At 41.6% G+C, this 16,981-nt stretch carries 14 protein-coding genes and 1 tRNA gene; 3 read left to right on the top strand and 12 right to left on the bottom strand.

The genetic code is table 11. The features are described 5' to 3' along the window. Positions 1-15: 15 nt before the first annotated feature. The 3 genes from HMPREF9448_RS12995 to HMPREF9448_RS12985 form a co-directional block, all read right to left on the bottom strand. A complete protein-coding gene (locus HMPREF9448_RS12995) occupies positions 16-3,417 on the bottom strand; it encodes a TonB-dependent receptor (protein WP_008863037.1) in 3,402 nt (1,133 codons plus the stop codon). A gap of 33 nt (positions 3,418-3,450) precedes the next feature. Next, on the bottom strand, positions 3,451-4,392 hold the full coding sequence (locus HMPREF9448_RS12990; RefSeq protein WP_008863036.1) for a FecR family protein: 942 nt from the start codon (positions 4,390-4,392) through the stop codon (positions 3,451-3,453). An 82-nt stretch (positions 4,393-4,474) separates the two neighbouring features. Continuing rightward, on the bottom strand, positions 4,475-5,029 hold the full coding sequence (locus tag HMPREF9448_RS12985) for an RNA polymerase sigma factor (protein ID WP_008863035.1): 555 nt from the start codon (positions 5,027-5,029) through the stop codon (positions 4,475-4,477). Between the two features lie 185 nt (positions 5,030-5,214). Here HMPREF9448_RS12985 and HMPREF9448_RS12980 point away from each other — a divergent pair, with 185 nt between their 5' ends. Together HMPREF9448_RS12980 and HMPREF9448_RS12975 are read left to right on the top strand one after the other, a co-directional pair. Continuing rightward, a complete protein-coding gene (locus HMPREF9448_RS12980) occupies positions 5,215-5,817 on the top strand; it encodes a GNAT family N-acetyltransferase (protein WP_040296319.1) in 603 nt (200 codons plus the stop codon). 388 nt (positions 5,818-6,205) lie between these two features. After that, entirely contained in the window at positions 6,206-7,027 is an 822-nt protein-coding gene (locus HMPREF9448_RS12975) for a hypothetical protein (protein ID WP_008863033.1), read from the top strand. Positions 7,028-7,257: 230 nt separating this feature from the next. Here HMPREF9448_RS12975 and HMPREF9448_RS12970 read toward each other — a convergent pair. After that, a tRNA-Leu gene (locus tag HMPREF9448_RS12970) sits at positions 7,258-7,341 on the bottom strand. 143 nt (positions 7,342-7,484) lie between these two features. On the opposite strand from HMPREF9448_RS12970, the gene HMPREF9448_RS12965 reads away from it, so the two are divergent. Beyond that, on the top strand, positions 7,485-8,561 hold the full coding sequence (locus tag HMPREF9448_RS12965) for a mannose-1-phosphate guanylyltransferase (protein WP_008863032.1): 1,077 nt from the start codon (positions 7,485-7,487) through the stop codon (positions 8,559-8,561). A 73-nt stretch (positions 8,562-8,634) separates the two neighbouring features. On the opposite strand, the gene deoC is transcribed toward HMPREF9448_RS12965, so the two are convergent. The 8 genes from deoC to HMPREF9448_RS12925 form a co-directional block, all read right to left on the bottom strand. Then, positions 8,635-9,516, bottom strand: a complete 882-nt coding sequence (gene deoC / locus HMPREF9448_RS12960; protein WP_008863031.1) for a deoxyribose-phosphate aldolase — start codon at positions 9,514-9,516, stop codon at positions 8,635-8,637. Continuing rightward, positions 9,509-9,844, bottom strand: coding sequence for a nucleotide pyrophosphohydrolase (locus HMPREF9448_RS12955; protein ID WP_008863030.1), 336 nt, complete (start codon positions 9,842-9,844; stop codon positions 9,509-9,511). Before HMPREF9448_RS12955 ends, deoC begins: the two co-directional genes overlap by 8 nt. Positions 9,845-9,848: 4 nt before the next feature. Next, entirely contained in the window at positions 9,849-10,301 is a 453-nt protein-coding gene (gene dtd / locus HMPREF9448_RS12950; protein WP_008863029.1) for a D-aminoacyl-tRNA deacylase, read from the bottom strand. Between the two features lie 223 nt (positions 10,302-10,524). Next, positions 10,525-12,321, bottom strand: coding sequence for an excinuclease ABC subunit UvrC (uvrC, locus tag HMPREF9448_RS12945; RefSeq protein WP_008863028.1), 1,797 nt, complete (start codon positions 12,319-12,321; stop codon positions 10,525-10,527). A 6-nt stretch (positions 12,322-12,327) separates the two neighbouring features. Further along, complete coding sequence (locus HMPREF9448_RS12940; protein ID WP_008863027.1) at positions 12,328-12,852, bottom strand: adenine phosphoribosyltransferase; 525 nt, start codon at positions 12,850-12,852, stop codon at positions 12,328-12,330. Positions 12,853-12,924: 72 nt separating this feature from the next. Further along, the gene (mnmG, locus tag HMPREF9448_RS12935) at positions 12,925-14,799 is read right to left on the bottom strand and encodes a tRNA uridine-5-carboxymethylaminomethyl(34) synthesis enzyme MnmG (protein WP_008863026.1); all 1,875 of its coding nucleotides are present in this window, start codon (positions 14,797-14,799) and stop codon (positions 12,925-12,927) included. Positions 14,800-14,873: 74 nt separating this feature from the next. Continuing rightward, positions 14,874-15,287 carry an rRNA maturation RNase YbeY gene (gene ybeY / locus HMPREF9448_RS12930; RefSeq protein WP_008863025.1) on the bottom strand — a complete coding sequence of 138 codons (414 nt, stop codon included), beginning with the start codon at positions 15,285-15,287 and terminating at the stop codon, positions 14,874-14,876. A 127-nt stretch (positions 15,288-15,414) separates the two neighbouring features. Next, complete coding sequence (locus HMPREF9448_RS12925) at positions 15,415-16,647, bottom strand: nucleoside recognition domain-containing protein (protein ID WP_008863024.1); 1,233 nt, start codon at positions 16,645-16,647, stop codon at positions 15,415-15,417. Between the last annotated feature and the right edge of the window lie 334 nt (positions 16,648-16,981).

Below are 16,981 nucleotides of genomic sequence, written 5' to 3'. Positions count from 1 at the left end.
ATGCAATGGTATTTATTAAAATGAAAGAACTAAACCGAATACGTATGTCTTTACTTGGGGGTAAACATCGCCCGAAGATTCCCGTACTTCCGGATCATAAGCACCGAAATATTTAGTGAATGTCAGTAAATTATCTGCCGACGCATACAATCGCAACCCCTCTATTTTCCATCGATTAAGAAGTTTTTTGGGAATAGAATAACCCAATTGTACATTTTTCAAACGCAAATACGAAGCATCTTCTTTCCAATAATCACTGAATAATAAATTATGAGATTGAGCTTGATACAGTCTAGGATATGTGGCATCGGGGTTGTTAGGAGTCCAGCGATCCAAATGTTCTACCTTAGGAATAGAATAATCGTTGATAAAACAGTGACGGGCTTCATCTGACAGATAACCATTTACTTTCCCCACTCCTTGGAAATAAAAACTAAAATCCCAATCTCTCCATTGCAACTGACCTCTCAATGAATAGGAATAATGCGGATACGGATCGCCAAATACAACCTTATCATATTCATCTATTTCTCCATCTGGAATTCCACCGGGTCCAGAAATATCTCGATATTTAATATCTCCCGGTTGTGTTATAGCTTCTGCCGCTTTTGGAATAGCGAACTTAGGATTAATATACTTTCCATTACTATCGACACCGCCAAAGTCATCAATCTGTGCCAAACCATCGGTCAAATAACCATAATAAGCGTCGATAGGATCTCCTTCTCTACGAATGTTATTGGTTAATCGAGGTTCACTCGTTCCTAAATCGACAATTTTATTCTTGGCATCAGAAAGATTGAATAGCAAATTATATTTCACTTCTCCAATCTGGTCTCGCCAACCGATTTCAAGCTCCCAACCTTTATTTTCGATTTTACCCATGTTTTCATAAGGCAAATTAGCCGTTCCGGTGATTCCTACGACCGTAGGATAAACAGGTTTCACCAATGCATCGATATTATCTTTCTTAAACCAATCGAAAGAAGCGGTCAACCTATTATTAAAGAAAGTCAAATCTACACCGACATTCAACATTCTTATCGTTTCCCACTTGATATTGGCATTTCCCAATTTACTTTGTTGAAAACCGATATTCTGTTTTCCTCCGATCGGATAACTTTCTCCCGAATCAATAGGAGTCAAATATGGATAATAATCGCTACCCACATTCTGGTTTCCTAATTCACCCCAAGAAGCCCTCAGTTTACCGGAACTCAACACAGGTTCTGCAAACTGCATAAATTCTTCTCTGGAAAAATTCCAACCAGCCGAGAAAGATGGAAAATATCCCCAACGATTATCCCTAGCGAAGCGAGAAGTACCATCGATACGCATATTCGCTTCTACCAAATACTTTCCATCAAACGCATAATTCACACGGCCGAAATAAGAGCGTAAAGCCCAAGAACTCTTCGTACCGCTATTCGTAATATCCTCGGTCCCTGCATCGATCACATAAATGCCATCAAATGGTATTTTCTTACGACTCGCGCTTAAACTACTGAAATTATACCACTCTTGCGAATATCCCAACAAAGCCCCGATCTCATGTTTATTGATCTGCTTCTGAAAATTCAATGTTAACTGTAAGGTTTGAGTCAAAGCATCTTGATGTGCTTGGCTCACCGAATTTCTCATATTTTTATTAGCAGGATCGGGAGTCCCGTCTGAAAAATATTCCGGTAACGTAGGAGTAAACTTATCGGTTTCTCTGAAATAATAGTTCGCAGCATATTGCCCTCCTAAATTCAAACCGTCGATTATTCGCAAATCCGCACTCACGATAGTATTCAATGTACGAGATTTTCTCTTTTCCTCTCCACCTTCTTTGGCTACATAAACAGGATTATTTATACTCCCGCTGGACCAATATTCGGTGTCTTCCCATAATCCCATCTCATTTTGTTGTTGCCATTTCACCGGTAACAGCGGAGACATACGTTGGGCTAAACGAAATACACCTCCAGTACCCGAAAATCCGGACGCATTACGGTAATAATCGACAAAACTGACATTCCCGTTTATTTTCAATCGATCGAAAACCTCTGTATTCACATTGATTCTCGCATTGTGCCGTTTTGTTTTAAATGCATCACCCACGACCAATCCATCTTGATCTAAATAACCGTAAGACATAAAATAGCTGCTTTTCTCGCTTCCACCTCTTACACTTACCGAGTGACTCGTTTGCAACGCATGTTTCTTAAAAATTTCATTCACCCAATCTGTGTTCGAATATTCATTGGGATACATTCCCGAATCATATTTTTCAAAAGCATCCACATCATAAGGTCTGGAAAAACCGGCGGCAGACATTGCCTCGTTAGACAACTCCATATACTGCCGGCCTGTTACCAATTCCGGCAAAGCGGTAGGTGTTTGCATACCCACATATCCCGAATAGGTCAATGTAGCCTTCTCCTTTCGTTTGCCCTGCTTGGTTGTAATCAAAATAACCCCGTTAGCCGCACGAGCTCCGTAAATAGCGGCAGATGCAGCATCCTTCAAAACCGACACACTCTCTACATCGTTGGGATTCAATAAATTCAAATCTCCACCCGAAACTCCGTCAATCAATATAAGAGGTGCGGTACTACTATTTATGGTACTGACACCACGAATCGTTATCGAAGGCACGGCTCCGGGCTGCCCCGATGAAGACGTAATGCTCACACCCGGCAATAAGCCTTGTAACCCCGCACTGACATTAGCGACGGGACGGTTTTCCAATTCATCTCCTTTTACCATAGATACGGCCCCGGTTACGTTCACCTTCTTCTGTACGCCATAACCGACGACCACCACATCGTCCAAAGAAACAGAACTCTCCATGAGAGAAACATCTAACACCCCGGCCTGCAATACCTCTTTTTTCGTTTCCTTATATCCGACATAAGAAAATTTCAAAGTACTACCCACGGGTGCGTTTAACGAATATTTACCGTCCAAATCGGTACTGGTTCCTTTCGATGATCCCTCTACGGCAACAGACGCTCCGATAATAGGCTCGCCGGTCACTTGATCTACGACAGTACCTTTGACCGATACGATTTGTTGCTCTTTCGATGTAGCTCCCGAACTGTCTTGTTCCTTTTGATTGTATAAAAGAACACTATTATCCAAGAAACGGAATCCGACATCTGTACCCTTAAATAGTTGGGTCAGCGCCGTCTGCAAACTCACATTTTCGACCTTCAAGGAAACGGTCTTGTTCGGGTCTACAAATTCCTTACTATATGCCACATTTACAACAGCTTGCTCCTTTATCTGTTCCATCGCTTGTTTCAATGTAACATTCTGAATGTTTAACGAGATTTTCTGTTGCTGAGCATAAGCAACCCACGGAAAAGCAAGACAAAGCCCTCCTACCACACACCACTTTCTGATGTATGGAAAAACGTATTTTTCCAGCATAAATTTTGAGTGTTTGTTAAGTTATTAGACTAATTATTTTTCTTTCACAGCATATACATTCTCCGATATTTCATTAAACTTAATTGGGGTAATGGCAGACATCATTTCAAAAATACCTGACAAATTGTTTAGCTTGCAGGTGAAATTATATGTGAACGCAGCTATCTTTTCACTGCGGATATCAAAAGAAACATCAAATTGCCGAGACAATGTAGTCAAGACCTCTTCCAAAGGAGCATTTCTGAATATTAATTTATTTTCCTTCCAAACAGAAGCATCTTTATAATACTCGTTCTTCATGACTTTACAAAGCCTACTTCCTTTTTCATAAATTGCAGTCTGGCCGGGAGCCATCTGATACGTTCCCGATTTTTCTGCATACGGATAACTTATCACTATACCCCCTTCGTCCAACGTGGTCGTAACCACCGAATCCGTAGGATATCCCGATACGTTAAAACTCGTTCCCGTTACACGGATATTCATTTCGTCTGCCTGTACCATGAACGGTTTAGATATATCCTTCTTTACTTCAAAATAAGCCTCGCCTACTAACGATACTTCTCTTTTATCCTTCGCAAATTGCTCTGGATAAACCAACTTCGAGTCTGCATTCAACCACACTCGCGTTCCATCTTCGAGCAATACGACCAATCGTTCTCCCTTCAAAGAACAAACCTCTTTATAGACAGGCTTCGATAAATCGATATTCTGATAAGCCAAATATCCGACATTCAACAATACCAATGCAATGGCACAAGCCCATTTACAAACCGTCCAGACATTTCGTCTTTCGCTTCGACCTATTCTCTGCGCCAAACTTTCATATACGCCGAATTTATCGAAATCCGGCACATCGCATCCTCCCATTGGCAAAGATTCGGCATTTAACAGCCGGTTTATATCTTTGTCGATATGCCCGGATACATATTTCAATATCTCAGAATCGGTCTGATGTCGTTTTCTAAAATGCATGTTTCATTGGCTTTCATTATATAATACTATATAAATTTCAAAAAGTATTATATACAGATCTTACATTAACTTATTTTAAGCATTACATCAAAAGGGAAATAGCACACTTACGAACAATCTCCTTTATCTGTTTCAGAGACTGGCTATACTGGAATTTTATTGTATTGACAGAAAGATTTAGCTTATCTGCAATTTCTTGGTTAGAATACTTTCCCGAAATTTTCAAAGAAAAAATCTTCCTCCTTTGAGGAGACAACTGTTCGATAGCATGGCGCACCAAGTCCAATTGCTCTTTATCCATATCCTCATCATCTTGGTTGCCCCCGTCTATACGCTCCAATAACTCCAAACAATCGTCCAAAACAAAAATATTATTCTTGGGATCGCGAAGGATAGTAAGTAAATCGTTTTTTAAAACGGTAAATAAAAAATGATTCAATGGGCGACTCTCATCGAGAGAGGTTCGTTTAATCCAAACTTTCATGAAAAGATTCTGCACAGCATCTTCTGCCAGTTCTTTATTACACAAATATTTAAACGCAAGTCTATACACCTGTTCTGAATAAGTGTCATAAAGAATGGTAAAAGCTAACTGGTTACCCTGTTTTAACTGATGGGTTAAAGCGCTATCGTCCATTTCCTATTAATAGAATTCTAAGAGCATTGCAAGATTGAAAAAAATATTGAAATAGCAAAAGAATTTCGATTAAAATAAGTTTGATATAATATTACATCTATATGAAAAATTATTATATAAATCCATTGTCCATATGGCTTTCGATCCAATATTCACGTTATATTTGTAGGACAAATTATACCCAAATGAATTACTTAGAAACAGAGAGATTAATATTACGACCATTTGCAGAACAAGACACAGAATCTCTGTTCATCATTCTTAGCGACGTAGAGGTAAACGCTTTTCTCCCCATGTTTCCATTAAAGGACATCGAAGAAGCAAAAACATATCTTCACGAGAAACATACGGCAATTAATTCGGGGAAAACCCTGTTTTACTACGCTATTTGTTTGAAAGGTAACAATATACCTATCGGATATATCCATGTAAGCGGCGGTGATAGCTACGATCTAGGTTATGGACTAAGAAAAGAATTTTGGCACAAAGGTATATGTTCGGAAGCCTGCCGAGTAGTCATTGAAAAACTAAAACATATCGAAATACCCTATATCACGGCCACACACGACGTAAACAATCCAAGAAGCGGAAGGGTGATGCAAGCCATCGGTATGAAATACCGATATTCCTATAACGAATTGTGGCAACCTAAAAACAAATGGGTTACATTTCGAATGTATCAACTCAACTTAGACGGTCAAGAAAATAGAATTTATAAAAAATACTGGAACAAATATCCTATCCATTTTGTAGAAACAATTCCTAATAATACGCCAATAATCCAATGATTCAAAGTGCAATGGGAGAAATTACAGCAAAGTCTGCTCAATTCCATACAGATAGAGAAGAAAAATAGGGTATTCAGAATGTAATCTGATAGTATTTGACTGGATTTCAACTAAACCGCATATCTTTGTGAGTGGATTGAGGGAACTCTCTCCAAGACACTTTAAAAAAGAAGAAACGTTATGTTTATCTTATAGGTGAAAATGTAGGAAGTTTTCAAACCGATGCAAGAGATAGCATAGTGGTTCTTACGCATATAGCGTGGACTGCTATTGTTACATCTGCATCAAAGATTTCCTACGGCCTTCACTTAGACGTGACATAGTTGGCTCACGTTTTTCAATCTGTAAATTTAATAACCCGACAGAGCCAATAGGGAATTGTGCGGATATGAATAAACTTATCAATTCGGTTCTTTTAATTACGTGCCTGTTTATTGTAGCTTGCAGTGATGATAATATTGAAAATACACCAACACCATTCATTCTCGAAAAAGACTACTATGAAATACGACTAGAACGAAGTTCCACTTCTATTTCAATCACAAATGGCAGCGGAGACATCAGCTTGGACATAGAAAATGAAGACGTATTACAAGCCATTTATTCGAAATACAACGATGATTGGGAGGAAGATAACCTAAAAGGGCATATCAATCTGTATGGTATGCAGAAAGGAGTCACAACCTTGACTATTATTGACAATGTAACAAATGATGTGGAAAAAGTAGAGGTTAAAGTAACGGACTGCTATTTGGCATATACTATATCCGAGAGCAATTATCCGGCACTGGAAGCCAATACAACGCTCTTTTTCGTAAATAACCAAGAAAAAGAGTGCTATATTTTCGCCATAGACAAAATTCACGGACGGTTATCTGAACAACCGATAGCAAAAGGCAGCTATGAGTTTTTTGTCACACCCGACGATGCCCTACCTCAATTTAGTGGCATTCCCGGTTTACATCTAAATATTACAGACAATGACGCCATGACAAAATCTTATGACTTTCAAATCAATGCAAACTCCTCACAAGTATTAAGTGTTATTCAAGCCTATTTGGGCGTAGAGTGGGGCAAACTCTTCGATAGTGTACATACAAAAAGTCCTGCGCCGATAGACATGACTATGAAACTGACTATTCCTAATACAGATTATCAAATTACAGGAATGTTAAGCACTACATCTATACCAGAACATATATTGGATTGATGCATCGCTATGGTTAAGCAGTTAAACTTACATATTCTATAAAGCAAACGAGAGAAAATGAACAGATTGTTCTTTTCGTTTGCTTTGTTTTTATCAATTCTCTTTACAAGCAAAGATAATTGGTCTTAAATACTGCTACGCGTGGGGAAAATATGGGGCCTAATATGGGAAAATTTTAGGCAAAATAAAAAGCTAAATGATGATTGCTCAACACTTAGCTTTTATCTTTGTACCCAGAGCCGGGATCGAACCGGCATGGAGGTTAATCCACTGGTGTTTGAGACCAGCGCGTCTACCGATTCCGCCATCTGGGCTTAAATGCGGTGCAAAGATAAAAACAGATTTTGAATAAGACAAATAATCTCTGTTTTTTTTCAAAAAAAGTTATTCGAGCTATCTTTCTAATAAAAAATAGCTATTTTAGCAGAAGAATTAACATTAAAAAAACGACACGACTATGGAAAATAGATATTGTGTAATCATGGGAGGTGGTATCGGAAGTCGCTTTTGGCCTTTTAGCCGAAACAACAGACCCAAGCAATTCCTCGATTTTTTCGGGATAGGACGTTCGCTCCTCCAAATGAGTTATGACAGATTTATAAAAATAATCCCCAAAGACCATATATTCATCGTCACAAACGAAATATATGTCGATTTGGTAAAAGAACAGTTACCCGATATCGCCGAAGAAAATATTTTGCTGGAACCGACCCGAAGAAATACAGCTCCCTGTATCGCTTGGGCCTCTTATCATATTCAGGCACTCAACCCGAATGCCAATATCGTCGTAGCCCCCTCGGATCATCTCATTCTTAAAGAAGACGAATTTGCTCAATGCGTCAATCGCGGGCTCGATTTCGTATCAAAATATCCGGCATTGCTCACCTTAGGCATAAAGCCCAATCGTCCTGAAACGGGATACGGATATATTCAGATAGGCGAAGATGCCGAAGATAATATAAAGACCGTAAAAACATTTACCGAAAAACCCAATCTCGAATTTGCCAAAATGTTTGTGGAGAGCGGCGAATTTTTCTGGAACTCCGGTATTTTCATTTGGAATGTACAGACAATTATCAAAGCGTTCCAACGGTTTTTACCCGATATTTCGAACCGATTCGAAGAAAACATCAAAGTATTCAACACGCCCGAAGAAAAACATTTTATCGACGAAAATTTCGCAGCCTGCCCCAGTATATCGATAGATTTCGGTATCATGGAAAAAGCCTCGAACGTATTTGTGCTTTGCGCAGAATTCGGGTGGAGCGATTTAGGTTCTTGGAGTGCGCTGTACGACCACTCACCCAAAAATAAAGACGAAAACGTAACCCAAAACTGCAAAGCGTTACTTTACAACACAACGGGCAGTGTCATAGCCGTTAAGGGGGAAAAATTGGTCGTTGTCGAAGGACTTCACGATTACATCATAGCCGAAGCCGATAATGTGCTGCTCATCTGCCCCAAAAGCGAAGAACAGAAAATAAAACAATTCGTGACCGACGCAAAAATGGCTTATGACGATTCGTTCATTTAGCATGCTGGCAAATCATAAAAATAAAGAAGCCCGGATTGTACCGGGCTTCTTTATTTTCGTCAAACGACTTTATTTAGAAGAACTTCGTGGGATTTCCCCAAATATCCGATAGTAAATTGTTGGCCAAACGGCTGGCCCCGATTCTGAAATATTCGTTAGTCAACCATTTCTCACCGAGCACTTCTTTCACCACACAATAATACTTCACAGCATCGGCTGTCGTAGAAATTCCACCGGCAGGCTTAAACCCGATCATCGTCCCGGTCTGCTCATAATATTCCTTAATGGCCTGACACATCACATAAGCGGCTTCGAGAGTCGCAGCCGGCTCGCTCTTACCCGTAGAAGTCTTTATGAAATCGGCTCCCGAGTATATAGACAACAAAGAAGCCTTCTTAATATTAGAAGCCGTTTTTAAGGCTCCTGTTTCGAGGATCACTTTCAAATGAGCATCTCTACAAGTTTGTTTGAGTTCTTCGATTTCTTGGCACATTTCCTCGTAATTTCCGCCTAAAAAATTACCCACATTGATGACGATATCTATTTCATCGGCTCCATCGCCGAGAGCCAAAGCCGTCTCGGCTACTTTCACCTCGGTAAAAGTCTGCGAAGTGGGAAAACCGCCGGACACGGCAGCAATATTCACAGAAGACACATCGAGATTGGCGCGAACCGTACCCGCGAAATTAGGATACACGCAAATCGCGGCCACGCTGGGCATCTCCGGATGCTCTTCTTCGAAATCGTTCACTCGTTTGGTGAACTTAGTAATCGAATCGGTATTATCCTCTGCATGCAACGAAGTCAGATCGATACAGCTGAACAAAAACTTATATACATCGGGAGTACTGTTCGTTGCCAAATTATCCCGCACGATCTTTTCTACGGCCGCTGCCACTTGTGCATCGTCTAAATCGGTTTTATACCGACTCAACATTTCTTCGTATCTATCCATTTTTTGTTAATTTAGGATTGTTGATATGTCTTGTTTTATCTCTATTTGTCTTCTTCTCCATATTCTTTTCAAAAGCAGAGGTCAAATCTACCCCTGTCTGGTTGGCAAGGCACAACAATACCCAGAAAACATCGCACAATTCGTCCGATAAATCGCTGTTCTCCTCCCCCGATTTAAACGACTGATCGCCGTACCGACGGGAAATGATGCGCGCCACCTCTCCCACTTCTTCGGTCAATATAGCCATATTCGTCAATTCGCTGAAATATCTCACACCAACGCTTTTAATCCATTTATCGACCTGTTCCTGCGCTTCTTTTATCGTCATAAGATCACTCCTTGTTTTTCGTATCCATACAAATCGTTACCGGTCCGTCGTTCACGAGCTCTACCTGCATGTCGGCACCGAAGACACCCGTAGCCACCGTTTTGGAAATTTCCTCCGAAAAACGACGGCAAAAAGCCTCGTACATAGGGACAGCGTGCTCATGTCCGGCCGCCCGGATATAAGAGGGCCTGTTTCCCTTCTTGGTCGATGCCATTAACGTGAACTGACTAACAATCATCACTTCTCCGTTCATATCGATTAAAGATCGGTTCATAACCCCGTTCCCATCGTCAAAGATACGCAAATTGGCACATTTCTTCACCAACCATTCGATATCCGACGATTCGTCGCTATCTTCCACTCCCAACAATATCAAAAGACCGGCTTCTATGGAGGAATGTAATTCTCCGCCTATCCGCACCGAAGCCCTCTTCACTCTTTGAACGACTACTCTCATAGGAAATTCATTTCTTATCATGCAAAGATAGAGAAAGGAGTGTACAAGATAAAACGAATACACTCGTTTTTCATTCCGAATCGCATCCTATTTTCGCATTAGACAAAGATAATGTAAATCCAAAACAGAAGCAAACTTACTTGATCATACGTAGTATAACGACTTTCAAAGCCATTCATAAAGGGACAGCAAATTAAAAACTTGAAAGTCAAATAATTATAGTTTAAATCAAATATTTTTTTATGATTTTAGCTTTCGCCGTCCCCACGACTGCCATCAAATCAGATTCCGAAGCCTCCTTAATCCGTTTCACACTCTTGAAATGAGACAGCAACAAATCCCGACTCTTGGGGCCGATACCGGGAATGGAATCTAACGCCGACTTCACCTGCCCTTTACTCCGTTTATTTCGATGAAATGTAATACCGAACCGGTGAGCCTCGTCTCGCATGTGCTGAATAACTCGCAAAGACTCCGAATTCTTGTCTATATAAAGAGGCAAGGAATCTCCGGGAAAATAAATTTCCTCTAAACGCTTGGCAATACCCACGATCGAAACTTTACCCCTCAATCCAAGAGCGTTGATCGACTCCAAAGCCGCACTCAATTGCCCTTTCCCGCCATCGACAATAATCAACTGCGGTAACTCCTCTCCTTCATCGAACAAACGACGATACCGGCGATAAATAATCTCACGCATGGAAGCAAAATCGTCAGGCCCCACGACAGTCTTAATATCGAAATGGCGATAGTCTTTTTTCGATGGTTTCGCCTTCTTGAACACCACACATGAGGCGACCGGATTCGTACCCTGTATATTCGAATTGTCGAAACACTCCATGTGCCACGGCAATTCGGGCAACCTGAAATCCTGTTGTATCCGGGTCAATATCCGCATGACTCTCTGTTCTGGATTCAGCTTCTCGCTTTGTTTCAATCGATCTACCTTATATTGCTTCACATTCTGCTCCGATACCGCGAGTAATTTTTTCTTATCCCCCCTTTGCGGAACGACAAATTCAAGGTCAACAAAATCAGACTCCGGCAAAAACGGTACAAGAGCCTCCTTAGCCCGACTTCCGAATCGGGAACGTAATTCGGCAATACCCAATGACAAAATTTCAGAAGCAGATTCATCGAGCTTTTTCTTATACTCGATAGTAATACTTTGTACGATCGAGCCGCCTCGCACGTGCATATAATTCACAAAAGCTACCCCCTCGTCCTCATCGTAAGAAAAGACATCGATTTCGTGCAAAGCCGGATTCACGATAACCGATTTAGCTTTATACTTCTCGATTAAATCGTATTTTTCCTTAACAACCTGAGCTTCCTCGAAGCGCAACTCAGTAGACAGAGCCGACATCTCTTCCAACAAATGGTTACTCAATTGGTGTATGTCTCCGTTGAGAATCTGACGCACCTGTTCGATATATCCGTTATATTCTTGTTCCGATATTTTGCCTACACAACACCCTTTGCAATTTTTAATGTGATATTGCAGACAAACCCGAAAACGATTTTTTTCGATATTTTCAGGTGTCAATGCATAATTACATGTGCGAATAGGATATAATTCTCGAATTAACCCCAACACGGTTTTCGCCAAGTGTACATTGGCATACGGGCCATAATATTTCGAACCGTCTTTATAAACTTTGCGAGTCAGAAACACCCGGGGAAAATGTTCGTTACGCAAACAAATCCACGGATAAGTCTTGTCGTCTTTCAACAAAACGTTATACCGGGGCTTGTATGCTTTGATAAGGCTGTTTTCAAGATGCAAAGCATCTTCCTCGGTCTTGACGACGATATATTGAAGATCATAAATATTTTTGACGAGAATATTAGTCTTAGGCGAATCATGCACCTTATTGAAATAAGAAGACACACGACGTTTCAGATTCTTCGCCTTACCTACATAAATAATCTTTCCCGTTTTATCGAAATATTGGTATACGCCCGGGGTATCCGGTAAAAGGGCGAGCTTATTCTTAATATTTTCGTTTTTATCGATCAATCCGTATCAATATTTTATCAGAGACTCGATTTCTACATCGTTCGGAAATAAATCTCTTCCTTTCAAAAACTCCAATTCAACGAGAAAATTGACATAGACTTTCTTCGGGTTGAATCGTTTTACCAAATTATAAGCGGCCAACATAGTCCCACCTGTCGCCAACAAATCATCGTGCAATAAAACAACATCGTTTTCACAAAGGGCATCCTTGTGAATCTCTATGACATCTACGCCATACTCTTTGGTATAACTTTCCTGCCAAGTTTCAGCAGGAAGTTTTCCCGGTTTGCGCATAGGCACGAATCCGGCTCCGATACGCGTCGCTAATATAGGTCCCATAATAAAACCGCGAGACTCTATACCCACTACTTTCGTAATACCCTTTTCGGCATATATGGCAGTAAGCATATCCGACAATTCCCTCAAACAATCCGCATCTTTGAAAACTGTTGTCAAATCTCTAAAAACAATTCCCTTTTGAGGAAAGTCAACAACATCGCGAATCTTACTTTTAATAATCTCTACACCCATTTTATTTTTATTGTTTTATTCGTTCTATCCCTTTATTTAAAGGCTTTCTAGCGATTTGTTTCACGTGAAACATTAACGTCCCACCAACAGCAGCAATATGTTTATATCGCTCGGCGAAATACCCGGTATGCGCGAAGCCTGCGCTATGGTCTCGGGATCTATTCTTTCCAATTTCTGACGAGCTTCGGTCGATAATGCATGTATCTGGCTATAATCGAATTTCCCTCGTATGCGAATATGTTCCAAACGAGAAATTTTATCGGCAATCATTTTCTCCCTATCGATATAACCTTGATACTTCATCTTAATCTCGGCAGCCTCTACAATTTCTTCTCTGCGATTCTTTATAACAGAAATTTCTTGTTTCAACGCAGGAACCAATGTCGAAAGTTTGGCCATATCCAACTGGGGACGTAATATCAAATCGATCAATCGCACCCCCTGTTTCAAGGGAGCTGTTCCCAGAGCTTCCAAACCTTCGTTTATATAGGCCGGTTTTATAGAATAGTTTTGCGCAAACCGAATCAACCGGTCCACGCTATCCCGTTTCGCTGTCAACAAATCATATCGCTCCCGTTTCGCCAACCCTAACCGATAAGCTCGCTCGGTAAGGCGCATATCGGCATCGTCCTGACGCAACAAAATACGATATTCGGCTCTCGAAGTGAACATACGATAAGGTTCATCGACACCTTTTGTCACCAAATCGTCGATCAAAACCCCTATATAGGCTTCGTCCCGCCCCAATGTAAACGGAGCACCTCCGTGACAATTGATATGAGCGTTTATTCCGGCGATAAGCCCCTGTCCTCCGGCCTCTTCATACCCCGTCGTGCCATTGATTTGTCCCGCAAAGAAAAGATTGGAAATCTGTTTAGTTTCCAAATTATGATTTAATTGTGTAGGGTCGAAATAATCATATTCGATCGCATAACCGGGACGATATATACGCACATCTCGCAATGCCGGAATTTCTTGCAAAGCCTTTACCTGAATATCCAAAGGCAACGACGAAGAAAAACCGTTCAAATAATATTCCTGCGTAGTCTCCCCTTCTGGTTCGAGAAACAACTGGTGTTCCGTTTTATCGGGAAATGTCACTATTTTTGTCTCTATACTGGGACAATAGCGAGGTCCGATACTTTGTATCTGACCGTTATACAAAGGCGAATCGGGCAGACCTGCACGCAATATATCGTGTACTTGTTCATTCGTATAAATAGTCCAACAGCTACGTTGTTTCAACGGACGAGGCTGGAAATCGAGGAAAGAAAACTTGTGAAAATCGTCCTCTCCCCTCTGCTCGGTCGCCTCCTCGAAATGAATACTCCGGCCATCGATTCGAACCGGTGTTCCCGTTTTCATGCGTCCGGCGGTAAAACCCAGCTCCACGAGCTGTTCGGTAATACCGTGTGATGCCGGCTCCGAGATACGCCCCCCTTGCAGTCGGGTACGACCGATATGCATCAAACCGTTCATAAAAGTACCGGTCGTCAACACCACGCATTTCGCCGTAAACGTCACGTTCATATCCGTCACCACGCCCGTCACGCGACCTTCTTTCACAAGAATCTGATTAACAGAGTCTTGCCACATATATAGATTCTCTGTATTTTCCAAAATAGAACGCCATGTAGCAATAAACTTGGTTCGGTCGCTCTGCGAACGAGGACTCCACATGGCCGGACCTTTCGAGCGGTTCAGCATTCTGAATTGTATCGCCGTCTCATCGGTCACAATCCCCATGAATCCGCCCAACGCATCAATCTCACGAACAATCTGCCCTTTGGCGATACCACCGACCGCAGGATTACAGCTCATCTGAGCTATCTTATTCATATCCATAGTAATAAGCAGGGTTTTCGAACCAAGATTGGCCGAAGCACACGCCGCTTCACACCCGGCATGCCCTGCACCCACCACTATCACATCGTAATTAAAATCCATCGTATCTTATTTCTCCATGACTTTTATCGGGAAAGAACCCTCCCCCGCTACATAGAAATCAGAAATATATTCAATCACCTCAGCTTCAAAGCCTCGTTCTCATGACGAGTCATCATCTCACGCTCACCCGGGCCTTTATCGTTGATACCGCACAAATGCAAAACACCGTGTATGATAATCCGATGAAGCTCTTCGTCATAATCGGTTCCGAACTGTTCCGCATTGGAACGGACAGTATCCACGCTGATAAATATATCACCGCTTATTTTATCGCCCTCGGTATAGTCAAACGTAATCACATCGGTATAATAGTCATGCTGCAAATAAGCCTTATTCACTTCGAGAATCTTCTCATCGGAACAAAAGATATAGGCTATATCGCCGCATTTCTTCCCATACTCCGAAGCGACACGACGTATCCAATCGGTCGTTTCTCTCTTTTTTATCGCCGGCATCTTGACGTCTTCGGCAAAATAACTCACAGCCATGACTTTATCTCTTTTATCTTATAAAACACTCGCAACGCACAGCTACGGAGGCCGAATCCTCGGTTATACGAGGTACGAACCCATTTCCGCATACACTGCAAAGATAGTGCAATTCTGCGAATAAGAATTACTTGAAGAAGAAATAAGAAACCGTAATAGCCGAAATAGCCCCTATCACATCGGCCAGCAAAGCGTAGCCGACCGCATAGCGGGTCTTACGCACCCCTACGCTACCGAAATAGACCGCCAAGATATAAAATGTCGTGTCGGTCGATCCTTGCACGGTACAAGCGACCCTACCCACAAAGGAGTCTACACCATAAGCCGACATCGCATCGACCATCATACCTCGCGAACCGCTACCGCTCAATGACTTCATCAAAGCCGTAGGCAATGCCCCCACAAATTCGGTATCTATTCCCAACCAACCGAAAACCGTAGCAAAACCCTCGACGATATAATCCATCGCTCCCGATGCCCGAAATATCCCGATAGCCACGAGAATAGCCACTAAATAGGGTATGATCATAACCGCCGTCTTAAAACCCTCTTTCGCGCCCTCTATAAAAGCATCATAAACATTGATTCGCTTGACAAACCCCGCCACGATAAAAATTACGATAATCGTAAACAGAATACTGTTGGCTGCAAAAGCCGAATAAGACGAAATCTTCTCTTCCGGCAAAGAGGAGAAATAATAAAACATCCCGCCCACAAAAGCGGTAAGCCCCAATCCCCATAGCAGAATTACCCGGTCGAATATATTGATTCGCTGTTTGATACACAATGCCAAAAGACCCACGAACGTCGCCATGAACGTGGCGATTAAAATGGGCAAGAAAACGTCCGAAGGATTGGCTGCCCCCATCTGTGCCCGATAAGTCATCACCCCGATAGGAATCAAGGTCAACCCCGAAGCGTTCAAAACCAAGAACATCAGCATGGCATCGGTCGCCGTGTCCTTCTTGGGATTCAACTCTTGCAACTCTCTCATTGCCTTCAATCCCAATGGAGTAGCAGCATTGTCCAACCCCAACATATTGGCAGAAACATTCATGAACATCGACCCCAAAGCCGGATGCCCTTTGGGAACTCCCGGGAAAAGTCGGGAAAACAACGGACTGATCCAACGCGACAAAACAGCGACTACCCCACCCCGCTCCCCTATTTTCATAAGTCCGAGCCACAACGTAAGAACACCTGTCAAACCCAAAGAAATATTGAACGCACTCCGAGCCGAGGAAAACGAAGCATTCATAATATCGGTCCAGATTCCCGTGTTTCCATATACGAAAGTCTGTACCACCGCCACCACAAAGGCAATAACGAAAAATGCGATCCAAATGTAATTGAGAACCATGCCGAGACTGTTTTCAAATTATCTTTCTAAAAAACGAACATAGCACAAACCCTGAGTAAAAACAAATTTACTTGACGATGACAACACGTAATCTATGTTTCGTAGCTTCACTACAAAAATAGTCATTTTAAGCAAATCCACTCTTTTTCTTTCCCCAAAAAAGGATTTACACCCAACCCAAAGAACCGACAATTCTATTTCTTCTTGATTCCCGCATTCCAATTTTTATCATATACAACTATATATCAATCATTTATTCAAATTTTATCTTCCTGAGAATCGAATATTTTCCATCACCTTGCCGCCTATCCGCAAATTTTTCAACAGAGTCCTT

Origin of the sequence: Barnesiella intestinihominis YIT 11860 (assembly GCF_000296465.1) — a bacterium.
GTDB lineage: Bacteria > Bacteroidota > Bacteroidia > Bacteroidales > Barnesiellaceae > Barnesiella > Barnesiella intestinihominis.
Note: the sequence above shows the minus strand (reverse complement) of the source record. Positions and strands in the feature narration are given on the sequence as shown.

Excerpts from the sequence above, each read along its gene's own strand:
- HMPREF9448_RS12995 (WP_008863037.1), bottom strand. The coding sequence starts at position 3,417 with ATGCTGGAAAAATACGTTTTTCCATACATCAGAAAGTGGTGTGTGGTA.
- HMPREF9448_RS12990 (WP_008863036.1), bottom strand. The coding sequence starts at position 4,392 with ATGCATTTTAGAAAACGACATCAGACCGATTCTGAGATATTGAAATAT.
- HMPREF9448_RS12985 (WP_008863035.1), bottom strand. The coding sequence starts at position 5,029 with ATGGACGATAGCGCTTTAACCCATCAGTTAAAACAGGGTAACCAGTTA.
- HMPREF9448_RS12980 (WP_040296319.1), top strand. The coding sequence starts at position 5,215 with ATGAATTACTTAGAAACAGAGAGATTAATATTACGACCATTTGCAGAA.
- HMPREF9448_RS12975 (WP_008863033.1), top strand. The coding sequence starts at position 6,206 with ATGAATAAACTTATCAATTCGGTTCTTTTAATTACGTGCCTGTTTATT.
- HMPREF9448_RS12965 (WP_008863032.1), top strand. The coding sequence starts at position 7,485 with ATGGAAAATAGATATTGTGTAATCATGGGAGGTGGTATCGGAAGTCGC.
- deoC (WP_008863031.1), bottom strand. The coding sequence starts at position 9,516 with ATGGATAGATACGAAGAAATGTTGAGTCGGTATAAAACCGATTTAGAC.
- HMPREF9448_RS12955 (WP_008863030.1), bottom strand. The coding sequence starts at position 9,844 with ATGACGATAAAAGAAGCGCAGGAACAGGTCGATAAATGGATTAAAAGC.
- dtd (WP_008863029.1), bottom strand. The coding sequence starts at position 10,301 with ATGAGAGTAGTCGTTCAAAGAGTGAAGAGGGCTTCGGTGCGGATAGGC.
- HMPREF9448_RS12940 (WP_008863027.1), bottom strand. The coding sequence starts at position 12,852 with ATGGGTGTAGAGATTATTAAAAGTAAGATTCGCGATGTTGTTGACTTT.
- mnmG (WP_008863026.1), bottom strand. The coding sequence starts at position 14,799 with ATGGATTTTAATTACGATGTGATAGTGGTGGGTGCAGGGCATGCCGGG.
- ybeY (WP_008863025.1), bottom strand. The coding sequence starts at position 15,287 with ATGGCTGTGAGTTATTTTGCCGAAGACGTCAAGATGCCGGCGATAAAA.
- HMPREF9448_RS12925 (WP_008863024.1), bottom strand. The coding sequence starts at position 16,647 with ATGGTTCTCAATTACATTTGGATCGCATTTTTCGTTATTGCCTTTGTG.